This window comes from Sphingomonas sp. Leaf20, from assembly GCF_001421535.1.
Classification (GTDB): Bacteria; Pseudomonadota; Alphaproteobacteria; order Sphingomonadales; family Sphingomonadaceae; genus Sphingomonas.
Genome location: NZ_LMKN01000009.1, coordinates 754,509 through 780,293, shown reverse-complemented (window position 1 = coordinate 780,293; position 25,785 = coordinate 754,509). Strand labels below are relative to the sequence as shown.

Sequence of the window (25,785 nt, the reverse complement as noted above, 5' to 3'; positions counted from 1 at the left end):
CCTGAGCTATCCGACGGCCGTATCACATCCGGTAAGAGAGGCGCAGATAGCCGAACTGCCCCGGGACATCATAGGTGGTGGGATCGTAGTTCGGACCGGTACAGGTGGTGCACGCCGGCGGATCCTGGTTGAACACGTTGCGCACGCCTGCCGTGAAATCAAACTTTCTGTCCAGGAAGGCGGGCGAGAAGGTCAGCTGCACGTCACCGTAGAAGGTGTTGTCCAGCCGGGCGCCCGTATTCTCCCGGACATGGTTGATGTAACGGCCGGTGAACGACGCCTCGACGTCGGCGATGCTCCAGCTGACGACACCCGTTCCCTTGAACTTGGGATAGGACTGGTCTGGTGAACCGCGGGTAGTGCCGCGATAGCTGATCGCACTGAACCCCGTCGAGGTTGGCGTCGTCTCGCTGTACTTCATGAGGTGGTTGCCGTTCAGCGACAGGCCGAAGATGCCCGCACCGGTCTGCGGCGAACGGTAGTTAAGCGTCAGGTCGATGCCGCGCGTCCGGATCTGCCCGATGTTCTGCAACAAGCCGACGATGCTCGAAATACGCCCGCTGCTGCTGCGCACCACGTTCGCGCAGCTCAGCGCGTCGCCCGCTTCGGAACACCGCGCCAACGTCACCTGCGGGTTGGTCGAGGCGATCGCCCCCGATACCTTGATGTCGTAATAATTGGCTTCCACCGCGAACTGGCTGGCAAGGCCGCTTTCGCGCATGAACGCCGGGCTGAGCACGCCGCCGAACAGCCACGTCTTCGAGGTTTCCGGCGCGAGCGCCCTGTTGCCGCCGGTCGTCACGCCAAGCTGGCCCGTCGGCTCCTGATAGCTGCCGTTCGTGGGAACGCCGTTGGCCGCGCAGTTGGTCCGCACCGTGGCGGAAGCCTGATAACGGGAGCCGGCGATGTTGCTGCACGGATCGGGGATGCCGATATCGGAACGCGACTGCGCGCCGAACAACTCGCCTATGCTGGGCGCACGGAATCCCGTGGCATAGGAGGCGCGCAGCAGCAGATCCGGGATCGGCTTCCAAAGCCCTGTACCGGTATAGGTGGTGTTACTCCCACTGATCGAATAGTTCACATGGCGAACCGCGCCCGAGGCTTCCAGCGAACTGAAGAACGGCACGTCCTTCAGCAGCGGCACGCGGATTTCGCCGTAGAGCTCGTCAGAGTTGAACGCGCCGCTGGCCGCTTGAGCGGGAATGTCAGCGCCGAAGCCGGCCTGGATCAACGCGTCGGGAGTGAACGATCCCTTCTGGTAGCGATGTTCGTAGCCGACCGCGACGCCGATCGGACCGGCGGGGAGGTCGAACAGTTCACCCGTGAGGTTGGCGGTGTAATCGCGCAATTCCTGGTTGCTCTTGGCGCGTTCGGTGAAGCCGACAAAGGCCAGCATCTGCGGCGTGATCGAACCGGCACCACCGAAGATATTGAACGGCACGCACTCGCCCGTGCATTGCGAAAGCGGGCCAAGTGCCTGCGCGAGGCGCTGGGTATTGATGTTGCCCGTGAACACCTGCTTGGCGTCATTGAAGCCCTGGACCGCGTTCACGTCCCAGTAGAACGTCTTCCCGCCGACCTGGAACTTGCCGTCCAGCGTCGCGGTGACCGACATCGTGTCGACGCTCTGATTGTAGGTGCGCTGTCCCGCTTCGACGAGGCGGCGTCCGACCAAGGCATAGTTCGCCGGGGGTTGGCCGGCGCCACCGGCTGACAACGTAACGCCAAACGGGTTGAACGGATTGGTCGCGTCGATCGAGATCCGGTCGGTGAGCGTGCCGGTTCCCGCGTCGGGGCCAACGTTCAAGGGCAGGAAGGCGGCCTGGTTCTGCGAGTTGCGGTGATTGTACACCGTCTTGACCCGCAGATTGATATTGGAGCCAAGTTCGCCCTTGAAACTCACGAACGCACCATAGCGTTCGGACGGGGTCAGGAAATAGTTGAACGGCGAGAAGTTGAACCGGTCCGCGGCGGTGAAAGCGCGGAAATCCCCGCCCACGAGCGTTGGATCGTAAACACCGCGACTGGTCAGTCCGTTCTGGCGGACCGTGAGCGTGCCGCCCTGCGGACGGATGGCGTTGCCAGGGTTGAAGACGATGCGACCGCCCAGAGCTGCGCCCGAGCAACCGCCGCGAGGATCGAGGCAGGTCGTCTGCCCCGGGTTGGGGAATTGCGAACCGGCCCGGTCGCTCGTACGGACGCTGCCTTCCTTAACGTAGCTCGCGCCAAAGACGAGCGATGTGTTCGGGCCCTTCACGCCGTAGCTGATGTCGCCGTTATAGGAATGGCCATCCCCTGCGCGAAACGTACCGAACTGGCCGGACATGCGCAGTCCCTGCTGGTTGGCCTTGGTTATGATGTTGACGACGCCGGCAATGGCATCCGAGCCGTACAGCGGCGACTGGCCCGATTGCAGCACCTCGATCCGCTCGATCGAACTGTTGGGAATGGTGTTCAGATCGACCGTGCCGGGAATGCCGCTCGCAGACGCACCGTTGACGTAGCGAAGTCCGTCGACCAGCACGAGCGTCCGCTTGGCAAGCAGGTATCGCAGGTCGATCTCGGCCGAGCCAGCGCCGACTCCGCCGCCATCCTGCGGGTTGCCGATGTTTCCTGAATTGTTCGCCTTCGTGTTCAACCCACCCGCAGCGCTGGGGAGCCGCTGGAGAATATCCGCCACCGAGGTGAGGCCGGTCTGTGCAAGTGCAGCAGAGTCGAGCGTGACGACAGGGGAGCGCTGTTCGAGGGGGCTCTGACGGATGCGTGACCCGGTGACGATGATGTCGTCGGGCGTGTCCGCCGCTTCGTTGTTCGAAGCGCTTACGGCAGCCGCGGGTCCCACGTCGACCGCCTGCGCGTGTGCGCCAGCGGCCGCAAGAAGCATGGCAGGCAGGCATACGCCCGCGCGCAGCAAGGTCAGGTTCATCATTGTTAGGCCCCCTTATTATGTAACGGGGGTGTCTCGGAAAATGTGCTGCGGCGCAATAGACTGTCTTTTTGTGGCCGTGCCTCTGTTGCGAAGTTCCAACGGCCGTTGCATATCTGCAACATCATGTGAATTTAGGGGCGAAGCGGTTTGGGTGATGGCTGGCGTCAAATCGTGCGTTCTCAATCCAAGAAGCGCAGTATGGGATCGACGGTGGAACCTTGCCGGTCACCTGCCCTCTTCAAGCCTCGCTCCTTTGCCCGGACAGGCGACACCGTAAACATGAATGAACGGCAGAGGCTGGCGATCCAAAAACAGGCTTTGAACGTCCGAATGTGGGTCCTCCTTCATTAGCTGCGAACATCGGCACCCCCGAACACGACTTGATTTCGCACTGTCGGCTCGAACAGGCCGTAAAGGAATGGCTGGTTGCCGCTGCTCGCATCGTCGAGCGCGGCGCGCTGCTTCGGCGGCAGATGCAGATCGAGCGCCATAACGTTGTCAGTAACCTGTTTGGATCGGCTGACGCCCATCAAGGTGGATACGACGCCAGGCCGGCCGACTACCCACGCCAGGGCAACACGCGCGGGCGTCTCACCAAGCTCTCCGGCGACGCGCTTGAGCACGTCGAGAATTCGCCAGTTCCGGTCGGTGAACAGCGTGTCCCCAAACGGGTTGTCGCCGTCGAGCCGCTTGTCATCCTGGGGCCGCATCGTTGCCGTAGTATCGCCGCGATTGGGGACGCCACCCTGCCGCCGCGGCGCTGCCTCAACCGTGGCGCGATCATATTTGCCGGTCAGCAGCCCGTAGGCGAGGGGACTCCACGGCACGAGGCTCAACCCTGCCGATCGCGCGAGCGGGATATGCTCGTTCTCCACGCCACGCTCTACCAACGAATAGAAATACTGGAGCCCGATCGGCCCAGCATGTCCCTGCATCCGTGCCAGCGTCGCGAGCTCGGCGACATACCAGGCCGGCGTGTTGGACATGCCCCAATAGCGGATCTTGCCCGCCGCGATGAGGGCGGTCATCGTCCGCAGCATTTCCTCGGCCGGAGTAACCCCGTCCCACACATGCACCCAGTAGAGATCGATGAAATCCGTCCGAAGGCGGCGCAGAGAACCGTCGACTGCCGCCAGGATGTGTCGGGCGCCGTTGCCACCGGCATGGAAGCCGCGCCCGGTCGCAAAGCCGGATTTGGTCGCGATCACGGTCCGGTCGCGGAGCGAGCGATCGGCAACAAAGGCGCCGACCATCTCCTCTGATCGTCCACCGGCATAGACGTCGGCCGTATCGATGAAATTGCCCCCGAGTTCGGTGTAGCGATCGAACACGGCGCGGCTGCCGGCTTCGTCCAGCCCCCAGCGGGGCGTGCCGAAGGTCATGGTCCCGAGCGCCAGAGGGCTGACGAGGAGACCGGAGCGGCCAAGCGAGCGATAGGTTTCGAGGGTCATCAAAAGCGTCCTGCACTGTGTCCTGTCCAACATGGACGCAAAGACGCCGGAGGATTAGACGGGCTGCGGCGCATGGGTCGCTGAAGGATATTCAGCAATGGATCGCGATCTTTGGTCCGGACTCGCGGTGTTCGCAGCGATCGTTGAGGCGGGCAGCTTTGCGCGCGCGGCAACGCGTCTCGGTCTGTCGGCATCCGCGCTGAGCCATGCGATGCGATCGCTCGAAACGAAGATCGGCGTCCGCTTGCTCGACCGGACCACGCGCTCGCTCGCGCCGACCCCGGCGGGCGAAGCCCTGCTACTCCGTCTGAAACCGGCGATCGAGTCGGTGGAAACCGCGTTGGGCGACCTGGACGGCGATCGCGGGAAGCCGGTCGGGCGCATCCGTGTCAGTGCGCATCGTCCTGCCGCGCTTTACGCGATTTTGCCTCGCCTTGCCGATTTCGCGCGCACCTATCCCGCGGTCGCTGTCGAGCTTGTCGTCGAGGACGGCCTCGTCGATATCGTCGCCGATCGGTTCGACTGCGGTGTGCGGCATGCGATGACGCTGCAGGCAGACATGATCTCGGTCCCCATCAGCGGCCCGGTTCCTCTCGTCTACGTCGCCTCGCCGATCTACCTCGCCGATCGCGTCCCGCCCGCCGCGCCGGACGATCTCGAGGCGCACCGTTGTCTGTGTTACCGGCACACCTCGTCGGGCATTGTTCACCGCTGGGAATTCGAACGCGACGGGCGTGCGTTCGAGCGCACCATCCGCGGCGACTTCGTCACAAACGACGTCGACGTGATGCGCGACGCCGCGGTGGCCGGGCTCGGTATCGCCTGTCTGCCGATACCGCACGCGGAGCGGCAACTGGTCGATGGCACACTCGTCGAGGTGCTTGCCGGTTGGGCGCCGATCCTGCCGCCAAACCACCTCTATTATCCAAGCCGGCGTCAGCCGACCGTCGCGTTCCGAGCCTTTGTCGACGCGATGCGCGCCTAGTCCCGGCATCGGGCGAGGCTGCCAGGAGCGCCGATCGTGTATTCTGTCGGTAAGACCGCCATATAACATCCGCATCGACTATGAATGAACGTCTTAAGTTCGGAAGCCGCAAGACGGGCTCGAATGTCGGTTTTTGGGTCGAGGCGGTAGCCGGGACAAAACACGTAGGATGTCAGGTATCTGCAGCATCGTCGTTTTGCAGGTCTTTCGGATTGTAATCATAGTCGACGAGGTCGCCTGGTCGGCAATCAAGAGCGGCGCATAGCCGGGCCAGTGTTGCGAACCGGATGCCGCGNATGTCAGGCGCCCGAGGACCGTTTAGATACGATAGCGCTGCTGCAGCATCGTCGTTGTGCAGGTCTTTCGGATTGTAATCATAGTCGACGAGGTCGCCTGGTCGGCAATCAAGAGCGGCGCATAGCCGGGCCAGTGTTGCGAACCGGATGCCGCGCACCTTGCCGGACCGGAACAGCGAAAGCTGCGTCTCGCTGAGGCCCACCGCTTGGGCCAGCTGCTTCCCCGTCATCTTCCRATTGGTCAGAACGGTATCGAGCGTCACCCGGATCGGCATCAGAGAATCTCGTCCAATTCGTTCTGCAGCATGACCGCGCGGGAGAACAGGCGCGACAGGATCACGAGGAAAAGACCCGCGAGCCCGATTGTGATCGCCGATGGATCGAAGGCGGCATAGGCACCGTGACGATAGCCACCCATGAGCCTCAGTGCCAACGGGCTGACGAAGACCGTCGCGGTCGCACCGAGGGCGAGAGCCAGGCCCAGTCGAGTGAGAGAACTCGGCAGCACAGTCGAGAACACCTCGCCACCGGCGATCCGGCCAAAAGCCAGCCGCATTGTCCAGAGCGCATATAGGTAGAACGGCACCGGCGCACGGAATGCGAGCAGGAACGCTAGTGCGGCAGCAGAACGAGGCGCAACGGCGACSATTGCCGCTTCTGTGACGATCACGAGCGTGATCACACAGAAGGTCATCGTCGCCAGCCGTGCCAGCCATCGACTGTGCTGCAGATCGTCGTTCATCAGCCGTGCCATATTTAACCTTGACTTAAATCGCTCCACGATGAGGATTTAATCGAGAATTAAATCTAATGATAGGGGCAAGCTATTGCTGGCGATCGAAACGGACCGACTGACCAAGCGTTTTGCCGGACGTCCGGTGGTCGATGCAGTGGCGCTGCAAGTGCCGATGGGATGCGTGTATGGCTTCCTCGGGCCCAACGGCGCGGGCAAGACCACCACGATGCGCCTGCTGCTCGGGCTGTTACGCCCTGACGCCGGATCGATACGGCTGCTTGGCCACGATCTGGCCATGGYACGCCGCGTCGCCYTGGCGCAGGTCGGCGCATTCGTTGAAAGCCCCTCGCTGTACGATCATCTGACCGGAYGGGCCAACCTTGGCCTCACCTGCCGCTTGCTTCGTTTGCCAGACGGAGAGGTCGATCGTGTACTGGAACTCGTCGATCTTTGCACMGCGGCAAGTCGGCGGGTGCGAGACTATTCGCTYGGGATGAAACAACGCCTTGCCTTGGCTCGAGCCATGCTCGGTTCGCCAAAACTACTGCTGCTCGACGAACCCACCAACGGCCTCGATCCGGATGGCATYTTGGCCATGCGCGCCCTGATCCGTGCGCTACCCGGACATATCGGTGGGACCGTGTTCGTCTCCAGTCATCTCCTGACTGAAGTCGAGCACGTGGCCGATCACGTCGGTGTKATGCGCAAGGGGCGCCTGCTGGTACAGGACGATATCGACACACTGCTGCGGGGTGGCACCAGCATAATCTTCACGGTTTCCGGCGAGGCGGAAGCGGGATCTGYGTTGCTGAGGARGCGCGGGATGGACGCGACGGCAGGTGACGACCGGTCGATCATCGTTCGTTGTGAAGGCATCGTSCAATCCGATCAGGCGTCGATGGCTAACCGCCTGCTGGTCGAAGCCGATTTCGCCGTCTCGTCGATCAGGCCGCAGGTTCGCACGCTGGAGGACGTCTACCGGGATGCGGTCGATCGTGCCGAAGCGCATGACGGGATGRCAGCATGATCACGATCCTCGATGTCGAAATYCGCAAGCTGAACGGTTCACTGGCCGCACTCCTCGCATTGGCTACGCCGGCGTTGCCCGGCGGTCTGGCGTGCCTGTCGCTTATGACCAGCGACCGCACGTCGAGCTGGACGTCGATCTTCAACGAGTTCCTGCTCCCGATCTGGGCGCTGTTCCTGCTGCCGATGATCGTCGCCGCTTTCACCACCTTGGTCGGCCAGATCGAACATCGCGGACGTAGTTGGGATCATCTCCTCGCCCTGCCGATCAGACGTTGGCAGGTGTTCCTGGCGAAAGCGRTCGTCGTGCTTGTGACCTCCGGGTGCATYACGCTGCTGGCCCTTCTGGACACCGGGATCGGTGCTTGGCTTGGAGGGACGCTTGGTGGGCACGTTCCAGTGGGGGCAATCCCTTGGCAGAGCCTGGCCCGAACCATGTTTCTCCTGTGGTCGGGTACTACGCTGATGATARTTCTCCAGCTATGGTCCGCATTACGTTTCGCAAGTTTCGTCGTGYCGCTGAGCGTCGGCATCGGGGGTACGCTTGTAGCCCTCGCAGTAGCKATGACGCACACACAACAGGCGGCTTGGTTTCCGTGGGTTTTGCCGATGAAAATCGTGACGAGTAAAGMCCCGGTGCCATTCGCGCTCGTCGGTGGGATCGCGGGCGTCATTTTGCTGGCCGTGATGGTCATCGATCTCACGCGGCGTGATTTCAGGTGATCCATTTGTATGGCGTGAACCGCTTATCCGGAAACTACCGTGTTATCCTCGAGATGAATGAACGGCTGAAGTTGGGGAGCCGGAAACTGGTCGCGAATGTCCGGACGTGGGTCNCCATTTGTATGGCGTGAACCGCTTATCCGGAAACTACCGTGTTATCCTCGAGATGAATGAACGGCTGAAGTTGGGGAGCCGGAAACTGGTCGCGAATGTCCGGACGTGGGTCATTTCTGCCGTTCCTAGGTGATATGTCGAATGGCAAGTCTTGCCAGGAGCTGACGTCCAGGCTGCGCCGACCGGCTCTCCGACATCGCCGAGGTTGGCCGTCTTCTGCCTGTCAGCGTTCAGGCGGAGTGCTTGGAATAGCTGACATTTGATAGAGCCAATGGTCGGGTCGGCAGTCACTGAGATACCGACCCTTCCGAGTTCCAGCATCACCGATGGTTGCCGATCATTCATGCGTCCGCCCTGGCTCTCCAGTTTGAACGGGTAGCAGGCGATCAACACTAAGCGCTCATGCGCTGAATGTAGAAGGCCATCGGCACCATCGGCAGGTGGTGCTCAGAACTCGACATAAGCAGTAGGCGATTAATCGTGTTGTCCTGGATGCCCGTCGGTGCAAAGACGCACGAAATTCCGCCGTCATTTCCCACGTCTCCTAGCTTGCGAAGCACCTTCTGGGCGGCTGTGTGCGTACTGGCGAACCGGGAAGCGAGGCCCGCCTCGAAATTCGACCGGGGACCGCGATCTTTAACAGTGGCGAGATACCGGAACATCTCGCCGAACAGCGTGGGATAGCCCGACAATATGCCCTCCCGCGCCAACTGGATGATGCGATCCGGGTTGTCGGGAAACAGAAAGGCGGCGTCGGCAAGATTTCCGGCGAGCTGCCTGAGACGAGCCGGCGGCGCTTCCGCCTTCGGTCGCGCCGCGCGGAGAATTTCCCGCCAGCGGAAGGCGCTGTCGGTCACGATGGAGGCCCCGGTCGCCTGCGCCAGATACATGGCGATTTCAAAATTTGGCCCCATCTGGATCAGGCGCATCTGACCGCCGTCCTTGCCCCCGTCGAAGATGCCATCCTGCAGCGCCGTCAGCGGGTCTTCCTCCTTCAGCCGCTCCAACTCGGACCATATTTCAGCAATGCCGGTCGCATCGAGATCGGGAAAATTCTCCCGCAGCCGAGCCTCCTGCGCGTCCCGGGGCCACATCAGCGTGTCGCGCATGAAGTCGGCACGCATCAAATCTTCCAGCCGGGATTCTCCGCGCAGGCTGATGTCGATGCCAGCGGCGCGCTTCTGCGCCATTGCCATGGTTTCGCGGCGGAGATGGTAGTTGAAGGTCCATGGGTCCGGGATGAGGTTGATCAGTCCGGCGTCCACAAGCGGCAAGACGTTGAGGAAGAAGGCCACGGCCTTCAGAAATTCGAGATGATAGCTGCGCGGATGCTCGGTCGGCCGATACTTCTGAGCCATGGTTCCGGCATGGACGAACGGCGTTTCTACGATCAGCTCGCCGAAATAGAGCGACGCGCCCAGCGCGAATTCGACGATGGACTGTGGGTGAAGCGATCCGGTGTAGACCGCGCGCGGACGCCCGTCGGGTTTGGGCAGTAGCGCGAGCAGGTCGGTTTCAAGCGGCCAGAGCGCCTCGTAGAGAAAGTAGACCTCTTTGATCTGGTCATCAGTCAACTCGCGCCTGACCGCTGTCCAGTCCTTGCCCGCGTCGAGACCCAGGATCGACAGGATGCCGCGATGAAGGACCAGATTGCGCTCGCGAATGCTTCGCTCTGTCCAGCTTGGCCGCAGCGCAGGTGGCCTTGTCTTGCAACAGATGCGGTAGGGACGTCCCGGCCCGCAGCCGCAGGGCGCGCCCCGAGCCAGTTCCTTTGCCGGTGGGACCTTCTTGAGAGCTTCCCGCTCCTTCTCGGTCCGGCCGTAGGCATCCTGGTAGCGGACGCTGCCGTCCTCGAACCCCACATAGGTTTCGCCGCCGTAATGCCAAAGCTCGTCACGCGGCGGGAGCAGGGTTGCGGCAAGGTCGGCCCATGATTCGCTCGCGTGCTGTTCGGGGTAGAGCCATTCGCGCTTGCCGGCGGCGATATGGCGCTGAGCCCGCGCTTTGAGCACATGGTTGATGCGTGCTACCTCAATGTCGGTGAGCCGCCTCGTGCGTATCATCTTGTCCGTGCGCACCATCGACTGGCGGAAATTGCGCGCAAAGATCCGCTTCTCCAGCGGTGGTACCGACGGATTCTCGGCATATTCAAGGTTGGTCAGGATGAGACAGTGGACACGGCTCATCGGGAAAAGGGTCTGCGATGCTTTCAGTGCGATCCCCGGATCATGGGGAAAGGCACACTGCGGCGCTTCGGGCGGTAGGGCGTGATTGTAGATCGTCACCGGATGGTCGGTCAGGAGAAACTTCACGCCGGCATCTTCGGCGGAGACGATCTCCCGCACGCACTCGGTCCAGATCGTGGTGTGGAGCATACGGATGCCCTGCATCTCCATCATCAGCTCATTCTGGTGAACCGCAGGAAATTGTGCCCGCAACCACGCCAGGCCTTTCGGCGTCCGCAGCTTCTGGATGTCGATATATTCGAAGAATGTACCGAAATGCTCGTGCCAAGCGGCGATGTCAGTTCCCGCGAAGGCCTTGACCGCCTGCGATCCGCGCGTGTCGATATCGCCGAACAGCTTCCGCTCGATCTCGTCATTCACCTCGGTCAGGAAGAAGGTCGAGTATAGGTCGGTCTGGAAGAAGCAGCGCTTCGCCGGCGCATCGAACAGCGATCGTTCGTGGATGACGCGGCCGTTGGCGAGAAGCTTGGTGGGCGGCGCCAGGTCGAGATAGGCCAAAGTCGAGCGACCGGGTTCGAGGAAGCCCCTTTGATGCCATTGCGGAACGAAGTGATTGTCTCTTGTGATCGCCATCTGCGATCGCGATCATATAGTCCGAGCGCGAAGCCGACAACGTCCCGCCGCTGTTTCTGACGGATAATCGACGATGGCGCGTGCATCGCTGCGCCGTTGTCGTTTTCCTTTCGTTCCGCTACTTTTCCATCCCACTTGAGACAGCGGGAATCGGTTGATGGGTTCGTTGCAATCCGTGCTTGAAGAACAACTTGCGACCATGCCGCGGATCATCGCGACGGAGCTTGTGCGCTACAAGCTCAAGGCAGCCGGGCATGCCGAGAATGAAAAACTGGTCGAGCAGATCGTCGATCAACTGCTTGGTGCCGGCTCTGACGAAGACGATGACGACGACGGGGATGTCGTTGAATTCGAGACCGACGAGGAGATCGTGCTCGAATTTACCGACGCTGACACCGCCCGCGCGCAGGAATATGTCGACAAGATCAGTGAAACGATACCTGAGTTGATCCACGGCGCGGCTGAGGCCGCGGCTGTCACGATGTTGCGCCGATACGAACGCGACTGGGCGGATTGGCGCGAGGCAACAGACATTCAAATGGATCAGTTTCGGTTCAATCCCCACGCGCGCTGGGGAAAAGGCTTCGACGCGCTTCGCATGCTGATCGAGCTGTCGCGCGACATCGGTACCGATTTTCATCGTCGAGCCAGTTGCTCGCGATCGCACCGTCGCGCCCATCTCAACAAAGCGCTCTCCCACCTTCATGTCCGCGCCATCCAGATCGCGTCCGAGATCATGGTGCTGATGGAGAATGGCTATGCCGACGGCGCTATGGCGCGGTGGCGCACGCTGCACGAGGTCTCCTGCGTCGCGATGGTGCTGGGCGATGGCGGCGAAGCCCGGGCCGAACGCTATCTCGCTCACGAGCTCGTCGAGGCGAAAAAGGGTCTCGGACAATATCAGCAATGCCATCCGAAGCTCGGCTATGCGCCGTTCTCGAAACGCGCGGCCGCGAGGATCGAGCGCGACTATGCCGATGCGATCAGCCGTTACGGCAAGAATTTCGGCGGCGACTATGGCTGGGTCGCTACGCATCTGGGCAACTCGAGACCCAATTTCAGCAATATCGAGGATGCCGCCGGCCGGGCGATGATGCGATCGCACTACAAGATGGCGAGCCATAATGTGCATGCGAGCACAAAGGGCATCGCCTATCGACTGGGTTCGCTCGACCGCCACTATGCCGTGATCGCGGGCGCCAGCAATGTAGGGTTTGTCGAGCCCGGGCAGAATCTGGCCTTGAGTCTCATGCCCATCACGATGCTGTTGCTGCCGACGTCGTGGACGCTGGACAAGATCGCGCAATTGATGGCGCTCAACAAACTGCATGATCGCATCCCGCGCGCGCTGGCGCAGTCCGAGCGGGCGATCGCCAAAGACGAGAAGGCGCTCCGCGGGGCTGCGGTAGCTAGCCGCGCGAACCGTTCGCGCGCAAAACCCAGATCGCGGTCGCCGCGCCGCGATCGAGCCGGCGCCGCTGCCACGACATAGATGAAGATGGAGAATGGTCCTGTCCGCGCCCCCTGATGCGACGCGTGACTGCCCTGACTATGCGATTGTCGCCCTAGTCCAGGGCGGTTTGGGCGAGCCGGGCGTCACGTTGGGCGCGAAGGGGTCGAAAGCCGCCGTTCTCAGGCCGATCGCCGAACGACGCATTCTGGTCGACAGCAGACGTCAGCACCCGCCTGGACGAACGGCCGTTACTGGGGCGCGGCGCCCGAAAGCGGACCAGCCGCTCTCGACCAAATATGCCTTCAAAAGCAAGAGGCTATGACGGTTCTCGAGAATAGCGTGGCTCACGAACGGCCGAGATCGCGGACCTCTGACACAAGGGAACCAGAGGGGTGAAGTAGACAACGCAATTCGTTTCATCACTATGTAATTGGGCAGATCAGCATCGACATTCGATAAGCAAATCAAGATGGCTGCACGTCCCCGCAACCAACTTCCACAACTCCACCTAACGCCGCCCTCACGGGCGGCGTTGTCGTTTGTGACGCACGCCAGCAAGTCCGACACGTTCGCGACCACCTCCGCTTCCGGGCCGCCAGGCTCCGCGGGGCAGATCGTCACGGTTTCGATAAGAGTCGACATCGCTGCCGCAGCCTCGGTCCGGATCGTTCCGTCGTCGAGCGATGGCCGAATTTACGAGGAAGACCCAGGTCCTATGTTTTCCCCACTATACACATCCCGTTGAGATCGGAGAAATCTACCGTCGGGCTGGGGATGCACCCCGGGTGTTCGGTATCGTGACGGCATTGACCCCAGAGTAAACGTGATGGTCCCGCCGTCTCATGCCACTCGGATTGACGCTGGCGAAACCTGTGGTGGAGATACCACTTTGGCTAAGGCCGGGCGCACGCAGCACGGCCAGAATTCGCGTTGGCCGAACTGCCGGGCCGCGGTGTCGATATTGTCGACCGGCAGCCCGAGTTCTGGGCGGAGATGGTGGCGCGGTTCGTGCCCTGGTGAGGCGGGATTAAATCACCGCGCAAACCGTCTTCCACTCCAGATAACTGTCCATCGCCTGCTTCCCACTATCGCGGCCCCAACCGGACGCCTTCATCCCCCCAATCGGGAGAGACGCGTCGTACATCGCGTGGCAGTTGATCCACACCGAGCCCGCGCGGATCTGGCCGGTGAGTCGGTGTGCGATGGAGAGCGATTGTGTCCAGATGCTCGACGCCAAGCCGTATTGGCTATCGTTGGCCGCCGCGACCACTTCGTCGAGATCGTCATAGGACTGCGCGACGAGGACCGGGCCGAACACTTCCTCGCGGACGATCGTCATGTCGGGGCGGACGTCGACTACGACGGTCGGCGTGACGAACGTGCCGGCTTCGCCCGAGCGGTCGCCACCGGTCAGGACGGTTGCGCCTTCGCTCTCCGCGCCCGAGACGAATCCGGCGACGCGTTCCGCCTGGCGCGCCGAGACGAGGGGGCCCATCTGCGTTGCGGGATCGAGCCCGTGGCCCATTGCCAGCCCCTTGGCATAGGCGACGACGCCTTCGATGACCTGATCGTGGATAGAGCGGTGGACGTACAGGCGCGAGCCGGCGATGCAGACCTGCCCAGCGTTGAAGAAGATCGCGTTGGCGACGCCGGGGATTGCGAGGTCGAGGTCGGCGTCGGGCAGCACGATCGCGGGCGACTTGCCGCCGAGCTCGAGCGTGACGCGCTTGAAATTGGTCTTGGCCGCATCGAGGATGGCGCGACCGGTCTGTGTCGAGCCGGTGAAGGCGATCTTGTCGATGCCCGGATGCGCGGCGAGCGCCGCGCCGGTCTCGCTGCCGGGCCCGGTGACGATGTTGACCACGCGCGCCGGGAGCCCCGCCTGCGTCATCAGCTCGCCGAGCCGGAGTGCGCTGAGCGAGGTGTCCTCTGCAGGCTTCAGGACGATCGTGCAGCCGGCCGCCAGCGCGGGCGCGAGCTTCATTGCGGTCAGCACCAGTGGCGAGTTCCACGGAACGATCGCCGCAACAACGCCGACCGGTTCGCGAACCGTCCAGGCCGACATCTGCTTGCCCGCCGGCTGATAGTCTATCGAGGTCTCGACCGTGTTGCCTTCGATTGCCATCGACTGGCCTGCGAAAAAGCGGAACTGGTTGATCGCGCCAGGGATCTCGGCCCAGCGCGCGACGAACAGTGGCTTGCCCTGGTCGAGCGTCTCCAGTTCGGCGAGTTCATCAATATGCGCTTCGATCAGGTCTGCGATCGCCCACAATATGCGCGCCCGGTTGACCGGGGTGGTGGTACGCCAGCCGTCGAAAGCGATGCGGGCGGCGGTTACCGCCTGGTCGACGTCGCCGGCCGAGGCCGAGGCGATGCGACCGATCTCTTCCCCCGTGGCCGGGTCTAGCGTCGCGAACGTGCGGCCGCCTTCCGCGGACTGCCACGCGCCGTCGATCAACAGTCCTGCCCCCGTGGCACGGCGCTCGAGGAAGGCACGCGTATCGGCGCGAAGTTCAGGGCGGACGATCATGACGGCTTCTCCTGCAAGGCTGGCACCGTGGCGAACGTGCCCGCGCGTGACCAATCGCCACGCCGGAAAAGTCGCACAGTGGATAGTCGCGGTGATGCGGGCCAATCGGATCATCGAGCGGTTCTAGGAAGGCCCCAGCAAAATGCGGCGTCCGCAGCGGAGGCCGCGGCATCATTATCGCGGGGACATCATGGCTTATCGTTTGGGCGTCGATGTCGGTGGGACCTTCACCGACCTGCTGCTGCTGGACCAGGAAAGCGGCGGGTTCTGGCGGTACAAGACGCCGTCGACGCCGCATGACAGCTCGGTCGGCATCCTGACCGGGGTCGAGGCGATCTGCGCGGAGGCGGGCACCACGCCTGCCGAGGTCGAGTTCTTCCTGCACGGCACCACGGTCGCAACCAACGCCGTGCTCGAAGGCAAGGGTGCGCGCGTCGGCCTCGTCACCAGCGAGGGGTATCGCCAGATCATGCAGATCGCGCGCAGCTTCGTGCCCGGTGGCCTTGCCGGCTGGATCGTGTGGCCGAAGCCTGAGCCGCTCGCCGCGTTGGAGGATACCGTCGAGATCCTTGGGCGGATGGATGCGCAGGGTAACGAGGTTCGTCCGATCGACGATGTCGATATCCGTGCGGCGCTGGAGGCGTTGAAGGCGCACGGGATCGAGGCGCTGACGGTGTCGTTGATCAACGCGTATCTGAACGGCGCGCACGAACGGCGCGTCGCCGAACTGGCGGCGGAGATCCTTCCCGACGTACCCGTGTCGCTCAGCCATGTCGTGCTGCCGGAGATGCAGGAATACGAGCGCACGTTGACGACCGTCGCCAACGCTGCGGTCCGCCCGATCATGCGCAACTACGTCCGCAACCTGCGCACCAAGCTGCGTGACAGCGGCATGACGGGGAGCTTGTCGTTGCTGCGTTCCGATGGCGGGCTGATGTCGTCGGAGAAGGCCGAGGAGCATCCGGTGTCACTGCTGATGTCGGGGCCTGCGGGCGGCGTGACGGGGGCGCTGTGGGTCGGCAAGAACGCCGGTATCCGCAATATCCTGACGCTCGACGTCGGTGGCACCTCGACCGACGTCGCGCTGATCGAGAACCTCGAGGCGCGCCGGGTTCGGACCACCGAGGTCGGCCATCTGGCCGTTCGTGCCTCGGCGCTCGACGTGAAGACGGTCGGTGCGGGCGGCGGTTCGATCGCCTACGTTCCCGAACTGACCAACGCGCTTCGGGTCGGACCGCGCTCGGCGGGCGCGGTGCCGGGGCCGGTCGCGTATGGCAAGGGCGGCGTCGAGCCGACCGTGACCGATGCCAACGTCGTGCTCGGCTACCTGCCGGAATCGCTCCTTGGCGGCGCGTTCAAGCTCGACCGCAAGGGCGCGAAGATCGCGGTGCAGGGGATCGCCGACAAGCTCGGCATCGGCTTGATGCAGGCGGCGCGCGGGATCATCGACATCGTCAACGAGAACATGTTCGGCGCGCTCCGGATGATCTCGGTCCAGCAGGGCTACGACCCGCGCCATTTCGCGCTGATGGGCTTTGGCGGTGCAGGCCCGCTCCACGTCAACGCGGTCGCGCGGTTGATGGGCAGCTGGCCCGCGGTGTCGCCAGTCAGCCCCGGCGTGCTCTGCGCGCTCGGCGACGCGACCACGCAGATGCGCACCGAAACCGCGCGCAGCTTCTCCCGCCGCTTCAGCGAAACCGACGAGGGTGAAGTCCAGGCGATCCTCAACGAGATGGCGGCACAGACGCGCGCCGAACTCGCTGCCGAGGGTATTGCGGATGGAGACATCACGTCCCTGTTCGAGATCGACGTCCGCTACGAAGGTCAGGCGTTCGAGGTGCCGCTGTCGATCGATGCCGAGACGCTCACGCGCGACGGGCTTGCCGGCGTCACCGCGCGCTTCGACGAAGAGCATCGCCGGCTGTTCACCTTCAACATGGAAACCGCGCACGAACTCGTGAACCTGCGCGCTGTGGCTCTCGGTCCGCTGCTCGATCTGAAGGCGCCGGTCCTGGAGAAGGGCAACGGCGATCCAATCGCCGCCAAACTGCGCGACCACGAACTCTGGACCGACGGCGCGATGCGGCCTGCAGTCATCTACGACCGGTCGAAGCTCCGCGCCGACGACATCATCCCCGGCCCGGCGATCATCGTCGAGATGGACTCCACGACGCTGATCGAGGGCGGCTGCATCGGCATCGTCGACCCGGTCGGCAACATCCTGATCAATCTGGCCTGAGAGGACCATCATGCCCGCACGCATCATCCAGGCCAACGATACACCCTTCGCCACGGTGCCGATCGATCCCGTCACGCTGGAGGTCATCGAAAACGCGCTCCGCAACGCCCGCATCGAGATGGACGCGACGCTCGTTCGGACCGCAATGTCGCCCGGCATTCGCGAACAGGGCGACGCCTTCCCGCTGATCGCCGACAGCAAGGGCCGGATGATCGTCGGGCAGTTCGGCTCGTATATCGGCCCGTTCCTCGACGGATATGACGGCACGGTCGAGGACGGCGACCTGATCTTCCTCAACGATCCCTATTCGGTACAGGGCGCGATCAGCCACCTGAACGACTGGCTCGTGCTGATGCCCGTGTTCAAGGACGGCCGGGTCGTCGCCTACACCTCGATGTTTGGCCATATGAGCGACATAGGCGGCAAGGTCCCCGGATCGATGCCGATCGACGCGACCAGCATCTTCCAGGAGGGCGTCCGCATTCCACCCGTGAAGTTGTGGAAGCAGGGTATCTATAACGAGGACCTCCTCAACCTGGTGATGCACCAGACGCGCACGCCCGACTGGTGCCGCGCCGATCTGAACGCGCTGATCGCCGCGTGCCGCGTCGCCTCGCGCCGGATCATCGAGATGTGCGAGCGGTTCGGCGACGACGTCTACGCGTCTGCCACCGACCTGTTGCTGGAACGCAACTACCGCGCGATGAAGCAGCTCGTCGAGACCGCGATCGGCGAAGAGAAGGTCAGCTTCGAGGATTATATCTGCGACGACGGGCTCGGCTATGGCCCGTACAAGATCAAGTGCACGATGTGGCGCGAGGACGGCCGCGTCATCCTCGATTTCGACGGAACCGATCCGCAGAGCCAGGCATCGATCAACTTCCTTCTCAACGAAAACATGATGAAGATGTTCTTTGGCATCTACATGATCATGGTCTTCGATCCGCAGATCCTGTTCAACGACGGCTATTACGACTTGATCGACGTGCGGATCCCCGAAGGGTCGCTGCTCAAGCCGCGCTTCCCCGCCGCGCTGTCGGGGCGGACGCATGCGCTCGGTCGGTTGTTCGACATCCTCGGCGGGCTGCTCGGGCAGAAAACGCCCGCGTTCCTCAACGCCGCCGGCTTCTCGTCGTCGCCGCATCTGTTCTATTCGGGGCTCGATGAGAGCGGGAAGTGGTTCCAGCTGTTCCAGATCGGCTTCGGCGGGATCCCGGCCCGACCGATGGGCGACGGGCCCGATGGCCATTCGCTCTGGCCCGGCTTCACCAACGTGCCGAACGAGTTCCTCGAGCGCTATTTCCCGCTGCGGATCGAGACGTACGAGACGGTCGCGGACAGCGGTGGGGCAGGGCTGCACCGCGGCGGCAACGGCATCAACATGGTGTACCGCTTCCTCCAGTCGGGCGTCATCGCGATCCACGACGATCGCTGGTTCGTGCCGCCCTGGGGCGTCAATGGCGGGGAGCCGGGGACGCGGGCGCGCAAGGTTCTGGTGAAGAATGACGGGACCGAGATCGTGCTCGGCAACAAGCTGGAGGATTATCCGGTCGAGGCGGGCGAACAGCTGAAGTTCGTCACCTGGGGCGGCGGTGGTTGGGGCGATCCGCTCGAACGCGATCCCGCGTTGCTGGCGAAGGAACTGCGGCAGGGACTGGTCACGTCTGAGGGCGCGAAACGCTACGGTGTGGTGCTGATCGACGGGCTGGTCGATGCTGCGGCGACCAAGGCCTTGCGCGCGACGATGCGTACAGGCCGTCCGGCGGAACTGCCGACCTTCGACTACGGCCCCGATATCGAGACGTTGCGCGCCAACTGTCTCGCTGAAACCGGGCTTCCCGCGCCAAAGCAACCGCGCTGGCATGCCACCGCCATCGCTGCCGAATAAGGATTGCATAACATGGCCAATTCCATCCTCCGCACCAAGCTCGCCGAGAACAGATTCTTCGTCGTGCCGGGCGTCCACGACATGATCTCGGCCGTCATCGCCGACCGGGTCGGTTTCGATATCATCTATGGCACGGGCTACTGGCTGACCGCGTCCGCCTACGGCCTGCCCGACGCGGGCATCGCCAGCTACACGCAGATGGTCGACCGGATGGCGACCATCGCGCGTACCAGCAAGGCGGCGCTGATCGCGGACGCGGATACGGGCTATGGCGGCCTGCTGAACGTCCACCACACCGTGAAGGGCTATGAAGCGGCCGGCGTTACCGCCGTTCAGCTGGAGGACCAGGAGTTCCCCAAGAAGTGCGGTCATACACCCTTCAAGCGGTTGATCTCGCTCGAAGACATGGTCGAGAAGATCAAGGTCGCCTGCGACGCTCGAACCGACAAGGCTAACGTCCTGATCGTCGCGCGGACCGATGCGCGGCAGTCCGAAGGCCTCGACGGATCGCTGCGTCGCCTGGAGGCGTATGCCAAGGCCGGTGCCGACATCCTGTTCCCCGAAGCGCTGCAGAGCGAGGAGGAAATGCGGACCGCCTGCGCCACGTTCGACATCCCGGTCATGGCCAATATGGCGAACGGGGGGCTTACCCCGGTGCCGAACGCATCGGTGCTGGCGGAACTCGGCTATGCGTTTGCGATCTATCCGTCGCTGACCAGCCTGGTTGCGGCGACCGCGATGGAGAAGGCGCTGAACGACCTGAAGCACAACGGCGTAGGCGAGCCCGACGGCATCTTCGATTTCAAGACCTTCTGCTCGCTGATCGGCTTCGACGACGTCTGGGCGTTTGAGAAGAAATGGGCCAAGGCGGACGCATGACTCTTCAGATCACGGCGGCCGTGCTCGGCCGGAGCGGGGACAATCTGCGCCCCTATGCCGACACGCCACCGCTGATGCTGAAGACGCTGACGCTCGACGATCCGAAGCGCGGCGAATTGCTGGTGCGGATCGATGCCGCCGGGATCTGCCATTCCGACCTGTCAGTGGTGAATGGCGACCGGCCCCGGCCAATGCCGATGGCCTTGGGGCATGAAGCCGCAGCGACGGTTGTCGCGCTTGGCGATCCAGCGGACGCACATTTCGCGGTCGGCGATCAGGTCGTGCTGGTGTTTTTGCCCTCGTGCGGCGAATGCGTCGCCTGTGCGTCGGGCGAAGGCTATCTCTGCCCGAACGCTGCCGCGGCGAACGGTGCGGGCGAACTCATGCGCGGCGGCCATCGGCTCTCCGATTGCGGCGAGGCGGTGCACCATCATCTCGGCGTGTCCGCATTCGCGACCCATGCCGTTGTTGATCGCCGCTCAGCCGTGAAAGTCGATCGCGACATTCCCGCGGAAACTGCGGCGCTGTTCGGCTGCGCGGTACTGACGGGCGTTGGTGCGGTCATGAACACGGCGAAGGTGCGCGCCGGTGAGAGCGTGCTGGTTTACGGGCTCGGCGGGGTCGGTCTAGCCGCGCTGCTCGGAGCACTCGCAGCAGGCGCGCAACCCGTCACCGCGGTCGACCCGTCGCCCGAAAAACGCGCGTTGGCACTCGAACTCGGTGCGGCGCAAGCCGTGTCGCCCGACGAAGCGGCGTCGCTATCCAAGACGGACGTTGTGATCGAGACGGTCGGCAAGGCAGTCGTTCTGGCGCAGGCCTATGCCGCCGCGCGCCGCGGCGGGCGCGTCGTCACGGTCGGCTTGCCTAATCCGTCCGAGATGCTGTCGATTCCCGCAGTGTCGCTGGTCGCAGACGGCAAGACGCTGATGGGCAGCTATATGGGCTCGTCGATACCGGCCCGCGACATTCCGCGTTACGTTGCGCTGTGGCGGGCAGGGCGCCTCCCGGTCGAACGATTGCTTACATCGATCAGCCCATTGTCCGACATTAACGGCCTGCTCGATCGGCTGGCGAGTGGCGAAGCGATCCGGCAGGTGGTCAAACCCTGAGGTGATCGCCTGTCCGCCAGGCGGATAAATATTGTCACGTGGCGGTCAACCGCGCATTCCCTGTCATGTTGGCGTCACAACACGGCTTCGGAGACTCGCGAGCATGGAAAAGGGTGTGCCCATCCGATCGATCAGCCGGTCGATCGCCGCGCTGAAAGCGATCAACCGCCACGGCTCGCTGTCGATGATGGAAATCTCGAAAGCGTCCGAAGTCCCGTATCCGACCGCGTGCCGGATCGTACAAACGCTGTTGTATGAAGGACTTATCGAGCAGGAGCCGGCGCGTAAGCGGTATCGCCCGACCGCGATGGTGCAGACGCTGGCGCATGGTTTCCAGCAGGACGACCGGTTGGTGAAGGCTGCGCGGCCGCATATCGTCGAGTTGACCCGACGGTTCGGCTGGCCGGTCTCGATCGCGACACGCGTCGGCCGCAACATGATGCTGCGCGATTCGACGCACGCGAACACGTCGCTGACGTTCGAGCAATATTATCCGGGCTTCACGCTGCCTATTTTGGATAGTGCCTCGGGCAAGCTTTCGATGGCGTTCGCGCCGGAGGAGGAGCGACTGATGATCCTGAAATGGATGCGCGTGTCGCAGGAGATCGACCTGCAATATCTCGCCACCGCGCAGGCGAGCCTGGATGTCGAGCGCATCCGGCGGCAGGGTTACGCGGTTCAGGGGCGCAATCACTTCAACCTGACGCCGGGCAAGACCTCGTCGATCGCGGTGCCGATCTTCAGGAACGGCGTGTTCGAGGCGGCGATGACGATGGTGTTCTTCGTAACCGCGATGAAGCTGGAGGTCGCGTTGGAAAGCTATCTGGAGGAACTGAAGTCGGCGGCGATTTTGATCAGCCACGATCTCAGCGAGGGGGTGGGGGCGTAGACCCGCATCCGCCACCACCACCCTAGCGAAGGCCGGGGCCCTCGTGAAATGGTGGCAAATGATGCCGCGCCATCCTTCATTATAACCGTCCCCCAATCGGGTCCCGGCCTTCGCCGGAGTGGTAATTGGGGGTGGTGGCCTCACAACCGCGCCGTCACCGCTTTCGTCTCGAGATACGCATCGAGCCCCTCGCGACCAAACTCGCGGCCCCATCCGGACTGGCCGTACCCGCCAAACGGGATATTCGTGCCAACGGCGCCGTGGCAGTTGATCGAAACCTGCCCTGCCCGGATCCGCGACACCAGGCGATGCGCCGACGAGAGGCTCTGCGTCCAGACGCTCCCCGACAACCCGAACGGCGTGTCGTTCGCCAGTCGCGCGATCGCATCGAGATCGTCCATCGCGAACTTCGACACCGCCATCACCGGCCCGAAGATCTCCTCGCGCACGACGGCCATCTCTGGCCGGGTATCGGTGAAGATCGTCGGCTGTATGAAATTGCCGGGACGGCCGAGGCGCTTGCCGCCAGCGACCAGCCTCGCACCCTCGGCGATCGCGCCATCGATATAGCCCATCACCTTGGCGGTATGCGCGTCCGAGATCATCGGCCCGAGCATGTTCGAGGGATCGAGCCCGTGGCCAAGCGTCATGCCGCCGGCAAATGTCGCGAGCCCCTCGATCAGCTGATCGTGGATGCTTTCGTGGACGAAGATCCGCGTGCCGGCCATGCAGTTCTGGCCCTGCAGGAAGAACGTCGCCATCGCCACGCCGGGGATTGCCAGCGCAAGGTCGGCGTCGGCCAGGACCACCACCGGCGACTTGCCGCCGAGTTCGAGCGAGACCTTTTTGAGGTTGCCGATCGCCGCCTGAACGATCCGCTTGCCGGTCGCGGTCGATCCGGTGAACGAGATCTTGTCGACATCGGGATGTTCCGCGAGCGCTGCGCCGACGCTAGACCCGAAGCCGTTGACGATGTTGACCACACCGTTCGGAAAGCCCGCGTCTAGGATCAGCTGCCCGAGCCGCAGCATCGACAGCGGCGTCTCCTCGGACGGCTTGATGACCACGGTACAGCCCGCCGCCAGCGCCGGCGCGAGTTTCAGGATCGCGGTCGACAGCGGTACGTTCCACGGCACGATCTGGCCGACAACGCCGACCGGCTCACGCAACGTGTAGGTCAGCGCCTCCGCTTCGGCGGACACATGGCGGGGCGGGGCGGTCGTCGTGCCCTCGATCCGCATGATCCCGCCGGCGTAATAGTCGACCATCTCGACGCAGTTGGCGACCGTGAGCCCGGCGATGAACATCGGCATGCCGTTGTCGATGACGTCGAGCTCGGCCAGCATCTGCGCGTCGTCGTTCATGGCGCGCGCGAGCCGCATCAGCAGCGCGGTGCGCTCGGCGACGGTCAGCCGCGACCACGGTCCCTCGAACGCCCGCCGCGCCGCCGCGACGGCGTAGTCGATATCGCCGGCGCCGCCGATCGCGAACCGCGCGAGGATCAGCCCGGTCGCCGGATCGCGCGTCTCCATCGTCTCGCCGGTTTCGCCGTCGACCCACGCACCATCGATCAGCAGTTTGTGCGACTGGCCGAGAAACGCCTGCGTCTCGGGCGCGATGGCGTGGCCGTCGAAGGGTGTGACATTGGCGATCATACGAGTACGCTCCGGCAGTCGTAGTCGAACAGGCCGAGGCTTTCCTCGTCCTTCATCGCACCGAGCCCGAACAGCGCGGCGTCGTCCGCCTGCATGCGATCGGCATTGGCGTTGGATTCCGCCTGGATAAAGCTCGCGCGGTCGTGGCGCGCCGCGACGTAGCGGCGCAGGCCCTCTTCCGTCGTCTCCGACAGGGCAAGCGCACGCGATAGGACCACCGCATCTTCCAGCGCGCAGGCAGCGCCGTGACCGAGGAACGGCGTCATCGCGTGCGCCGCGTCGCCGAGCAGCGCGACGTTGCCGTCGACCGTCCAGTCGGGCAGCGCAGCTCGTGCGTTGATCGCCCATTTGAACAGCAGCACCGTCGAAGCCGCGGCGATCATCGCCTGCACCTCGTCGGACCAGCCCGCGTAGGTTGCGACCAAGTCGGCAGGATCGGCGGGTAGCGTCCAGCCGTCTTCGGTCCAGCCATCCTGGCGCGCGAAGAACACCATGTTGAGCAGCCCGCCACCCCGCACGGGGTAGCGCGTGATCATCTTGCCGGGACCGATATGGATGCCCGGCCATTGGGTGACCGAGCGGATCGCGTCGTCGACAGGCACCAGCGCGCGCCAGGCGACGTGGCCGGTGAATTTTGCAGGTGTGGTCTCGAACCGCTGGCGGACGACCGACTTCACGCCGTCTGCGCCGATGATCACGTCGCCTTCGACGCGAACTCCGTCGGCGAGGATCACGGTCGTGCCCTCGGTCGAAGCGGCCGGGGCGCTGGTCCGCAGATCGACGCCGGCATCGGTCGCTGCGCGGACCAGTTCGGCGTGCAGGTCGGCGCGGTGGATCGTCACATAGGGCGCGCCGTATTTCGCGCGCGCGCTCGCGCGTTCCATCGGCACCAGAACGCGGTCGTCCTGCCAGTGCTGGATACGCTGGCGGGTGGGCTCGACCCCGGCGTCTGCGACCTGTTCCATGACGCCGATATGGTCGAGCGCCTTCATCGCGTTAGGCGACAACGTGACCCCCGCGCCGATATCCCCGAACTGCTGCGCTGCCTCCAGCAACGTCACCGTAAAGCCTGCCTGCGCGATCGCGGCAGCGGCTGTCATCCCGCCGATGCCGCCGCCGACGATCGTGATCCGTTCGCTGCGGCTCACCCTAACTGGCCAGGAATATGGCTCTCATGGTTCTGGAGATACCAGTCGGCGATCTCTTCGCGCGTCGCCCACCACACGCCCGGCAGCGATTTCGCATGTTCGATGAACTCACGCAGCGCGCGGATCCGGTGCGCGCGGCCCGAGACGTGCGGGTGCAGGCCGACATTCATGATCCGCCCGGTGGTCGCGCCTTCCTCGTACAGCACGTCCAACTCCTCGATCAGCGCCTGCGCAAACTGGTCGGTGGTGAAGTTCTTGCGCGTGATGAACGTGAAGTCGTTGATCTCGTTCGAATAGGGCACCGACACGATCGGCCCGTTCGGCGTCTTCAGCAGGTACGGCTGATCGTCGTTCATGATGTCGCAGTAGAAGCTGCAGCCATATTCCGCGAGAATGTCGGCGGTCTGCATCGTCCCGCGCAAGCTCGACGACAGCCACCCCTTCGACTTGCGCCCGGTGAACTTCTCGAACTGGTCGAGCGTCCGCAGCACGATCTCGCGCTCCTTCCCGGGGTCGCCGGCAAAGTTGGTCAGCAGTTCGCCCTGCTCCCAATTGTGCGTCAGCAATTCCCAGCCGCGCGCCAGCACCGCATCGGTCATCGCGCCGCGTCGCTCGAACGTCACGCCGTTGGTCGTGCAGCTCGCCTTGACGCCCAGTTTGTCGAACAGCTCGAACAGTCGCCAGATGCCGACCCGCTGACCATATTCGCGCCAGCTGTAGTTCGGAAAATCGGGGACGTTGCCGGGCAGGATATCAGGGAGGATCGACGGGCCGCCGGCATAATAGGGCTTGTCGGTATCCTTGGTCAGATCCCAGGTCTCGAGGTTGAACGTAAGGATCAGCGCGACGCGCGCACCGTTCGGCCACACGAGCGGCTGACGGGCGGGAAGGGGGATGTAGTCATAGTCCATGC

The 25,785-nt window shown here is 63.6% G+C and carries 19 protein-coding genes; 9 read left to right on the top strand and 10 right to left on the bottom strand.

Features of this window, described 5'->3' with window-relative positions:
- Positions 1–22: 22 nt before the first annotated feature.
- Together ASE72_RS16900 and ASE72_RS16895 are read right to left on the bottom strand one after the other, a co-directional pair.
- Positions 23–2,932, bottom strand: a complete 2,910-nt coding sequence (locus tag ASE72_RS16900) for a TonB-dependent receptor domain-containing protein (protein ID WP_082446178.1) — start codon at positions 2,930–2,932, stop codon at positions 23–25.
- 347 nt (positions 2,933–3,279) lie between these two features.
- Entirely contained in the window at positions 3,280–4,383 is a 1,104-nt protein-coding gene (locus ASE72_RS16895) for an aldo/keto reductase (RefSeq protein WP_056024412.1), read from the bottom strand.
- Between the two features lie 97 nt (positions 4,384–4,480).
- Here ASE72_RS16895 and ASE72_RS16890 point away from each other — a divergent pair, with 97 nt between their 5' ends.
- The gene (locus ASE72_RS16890; protein WP_056024010.1) at positions 4,481–5,368 is read left to right on the top strand and encodes a LysR family transcriptional regulator; all 888 of its coding nucleotides are present in this window, start codon (positions 4,481–4,483) and stop codon (positions 5,366–5,368) included.
- A gap of 172 nt (positions 5,369–5,540) precedes the next feature.
- Here the strand turns inward: ASE72_RS16890 and ASE72_RS21215 are convergent, their stop codons facing one another.
- From ASE72_RS21215 to ASE72_RS16880, 3 genes are all read right to left on the bottom strand, one after another.
- Positions 5,541–5,657, bottom strand: coding sequence for a helix-turn-helix domain-containing protein (locus tag ASE72_RS21215; RefSeq protein ID WP_443024785.1), 117 nt, complete (start codon positions 5,655–5,657; stop codon positions 5,541–5,543).
- A 7-nt stretch (positions 5,658–5,664) separates the two neighbouring features.
- Positions 5,665–5,939 (bottom strand): helix-turn-helix domain-containing protein (locus ASE72_RS20920; protein ID WP_268795910.1); only part of this gene is annotated, 275 nt, incomplete at its 3' end.
- The gene (locus ASE72_RS16880) at positions 5,939–6,406 is read right to left on the bottom strand and encodes a DUF2975 domain-containing protein (protein ID WP_162235489.1); all 468 of its coding nucleotides are present in this window, start codon (positions 6,404–6,406) and stop codon (positions 5,939–5,941) included. The genes ASE72_RS20920 and ASE72_RS16880, both read right to left, overlap by 1 nt.
- A gap of 85 nt (positions 6,407–6,491) precedes the next feature.
- Here ASE72_RS16880 and ASE72_RS16875 point away from each other — a divergent pair, with 85 nt between their 5' ends.
- Both ASE72_RS16875 and ASE72_RS16870 read left to right on the top strand, forming a co-directional pair.
- The gene (locus ASE72_RS16875; RefSeq protein ID WP_056024004.1) at positions 6,492–7,427 is read left to right on the top strand and encodes an ABC transporter ATP-binding protein; all 936 of its coding nucleotides are present in this window, start codon (positions 6,492–6,494) and stop codon (positions 7,425–7,427) included.
- Complete coding sequence (locus tag ASE72_RS16870; protein ID WP_056024001.1) at positions 7,424–8,149, top strand: ABC transporter permease; 726 nt, start codon at positions 7,424–7,426, stop codon at positions 8,147–8,149. The genes ASE72_RS16875 and ASE72_RS16870 overlap by 4 nt, the downstream gene beginning before the upstream one ends.
- Before the next feature lie 506 nt (positions 8,150–8,655).
- On the opposite strand, the gene ASE72_RS16865 is transcribed toward ASE72_RS16870, so the two are convergent.
- Positions 8,656–11,082 (bottom strand): DUF4238 domain-containing protein, encoded by a 2,427-nt coding sequence (locus ASE72_RS16865; protein WP_056023999.1) that lies wholly within the window; start codon positions 11,080–11,082, stop codon positions 8,656–8,658.
- Positions 11,083–11,239: 157 nt separating this feature from the next.
- On the opposite strand from ASE72_RS16865, the gene ASE72_RS16860 reads away from it, so the two are divergent.
- The gene (locus tag ASE72_RS16860) at positions 11,240–12,574 is read left to right on the top strand and encodes a DUF5677 domain-containing protein (RefSeq protein WP_056023996.1); all 1,335 of its coding nucleotides are present in this window, start codon (positions 11,240–11,242) and stop codon (positions 12,572–12,574) included.
- A 988-nt stretch (positions 12,575–13,562) separates the two neighbouring features.
- Here the strand turns inward: ASE72_RS16860 and ASE72_RS16855 are convergent.
- A complete protein-coding gene (locus ASE72_RS16855; protein WP_056023993.1) occupies positions 13,563–15,065 on the bottom strand; it encodes an aldehyde dehydrogenase family protein in 1,503 nt (500 codons plus the stop codon).
- A gap of 190 nt (positions 15,066–15,255) precedes the next feature.
- Between ASE72_RS16855 and ASE72_RS16850 the strand changes: the two genes are divergently transcribed.
- From ASE72_RS16850 to ASE72_RS16830, 5 genes are all read left to right on the top strand, one after another.
- Complete coding sequence (locus ASE72_RS16850) at positions 15,256–17,304, top strand: hydantoinase/oxoprolinase family protein (protein WP_056023990.1); 2,049 nt, start codon at positions 15,256–15,258, stop codon at positions 17,302–17,304.
- A gap of 10 nt (positions 17,305–17,314) precedes the next feature.
- Positions 17,315–19,192: a hydantoinase B/oxoprolinase family protein gene (locus tag ASE72_RS16845; RefSeq protein WP_056023987.1), complete on the top strand. Its 1,878-nt coding sequence runs from the start codon at positions 17,315–17,317 to the stop codon at positions 19,190–19,192.
- 12 nt (positions 19,193–19,204) lie between these two features.
- Positions 19,205–20,071, top strand: coding sequence for an isocitrate lyase/PEP mutase family protein (locus ASE72_RS16840; RefSeq protein ID WP_056023984.1), 867 nt, complete (start codon positions 19,205–19,207; stop codon positions 20,069–20,071).
- Positions 20,068–21,180, top strand: a complete 1,113-nt coding sequence (locus ASE72_RS16835; protein ID WP_056024408.1) for a zinc-binding dehydrogenase — start codon at positions 20,068–20,070, stop codon at positions 21,178–21,180. Before ASE72_RS16840 ends, ASE72_RS16835 begins: the two co-directional genes overlap by 4 nt.
- A 103-nt stretch (positions 21,181–21,283) precedes the next feature.
- Positions 21,284–22,069 (top strand): IclR family transcriptional regulator, encoded by a 786-nt coding sequence (locus ASE72_RS16830; protein WP_056023982.1) that lies wholly within the window; start codon positions 21,284–21,286, stop codon positions 22,067–22,069.
- A 140-nt stretch (positions 22,070–22,209) separates the two neighbouring features.
- Here ASE72_RS16830 and ASE72_RS16825 read toward each other — a convergent pair whose 3' ends face one another.
- The 3 genes from ASE72_RS16825 to ASE72_RS16815 are packed head-to-tail and all read right to left on the bottom strand — an operon-like array spanning position 22,210 to position 25,783.
- Positions 22,210–23,724: an aldehyde dehydrogenase family protein gene (locus ASE72_RS16825; RefSeq protein WP_056023979.1), complete on the bottom strand. Its 1,515-nt coding sequence runs from the start codon at positions 23,722–23,724 to the stop codon at positions 22,210–22,212.
- Positions 23,721–24,872: an FAD-dependent monooxygenase gene (locus ASE72_RS16820; RefSeq protein WP_056023976.1), complete on the bottom strand. Its 1,152-nt coding sequence runs from the start codon at positions 24,870–24,872 to the stop codon at positions 23,721–23,723. The genes ASE72_RS16825 and ASE72_RS16820 overlap by 4 nt, the downstream gene beginning before the upstream one ends.
- On the bottom strand, positions 24,869–25,783 hold the full coding sequence (locus tag ASE72_RS16815; RefSeq protein ID WP_056023973.1) for a hypothetical protein: 915 nt from the start codon (positions 25,781–25,783) through the stop codon (positions 24,869–24,871). Before ASE72_RS16815 ends, ASE72_RS16820 begins: the two co-directional genes overlap by 4 nt.
- Between the last annotated feature and the right edge of the window lie 2 nt (positions 25,784–25,785).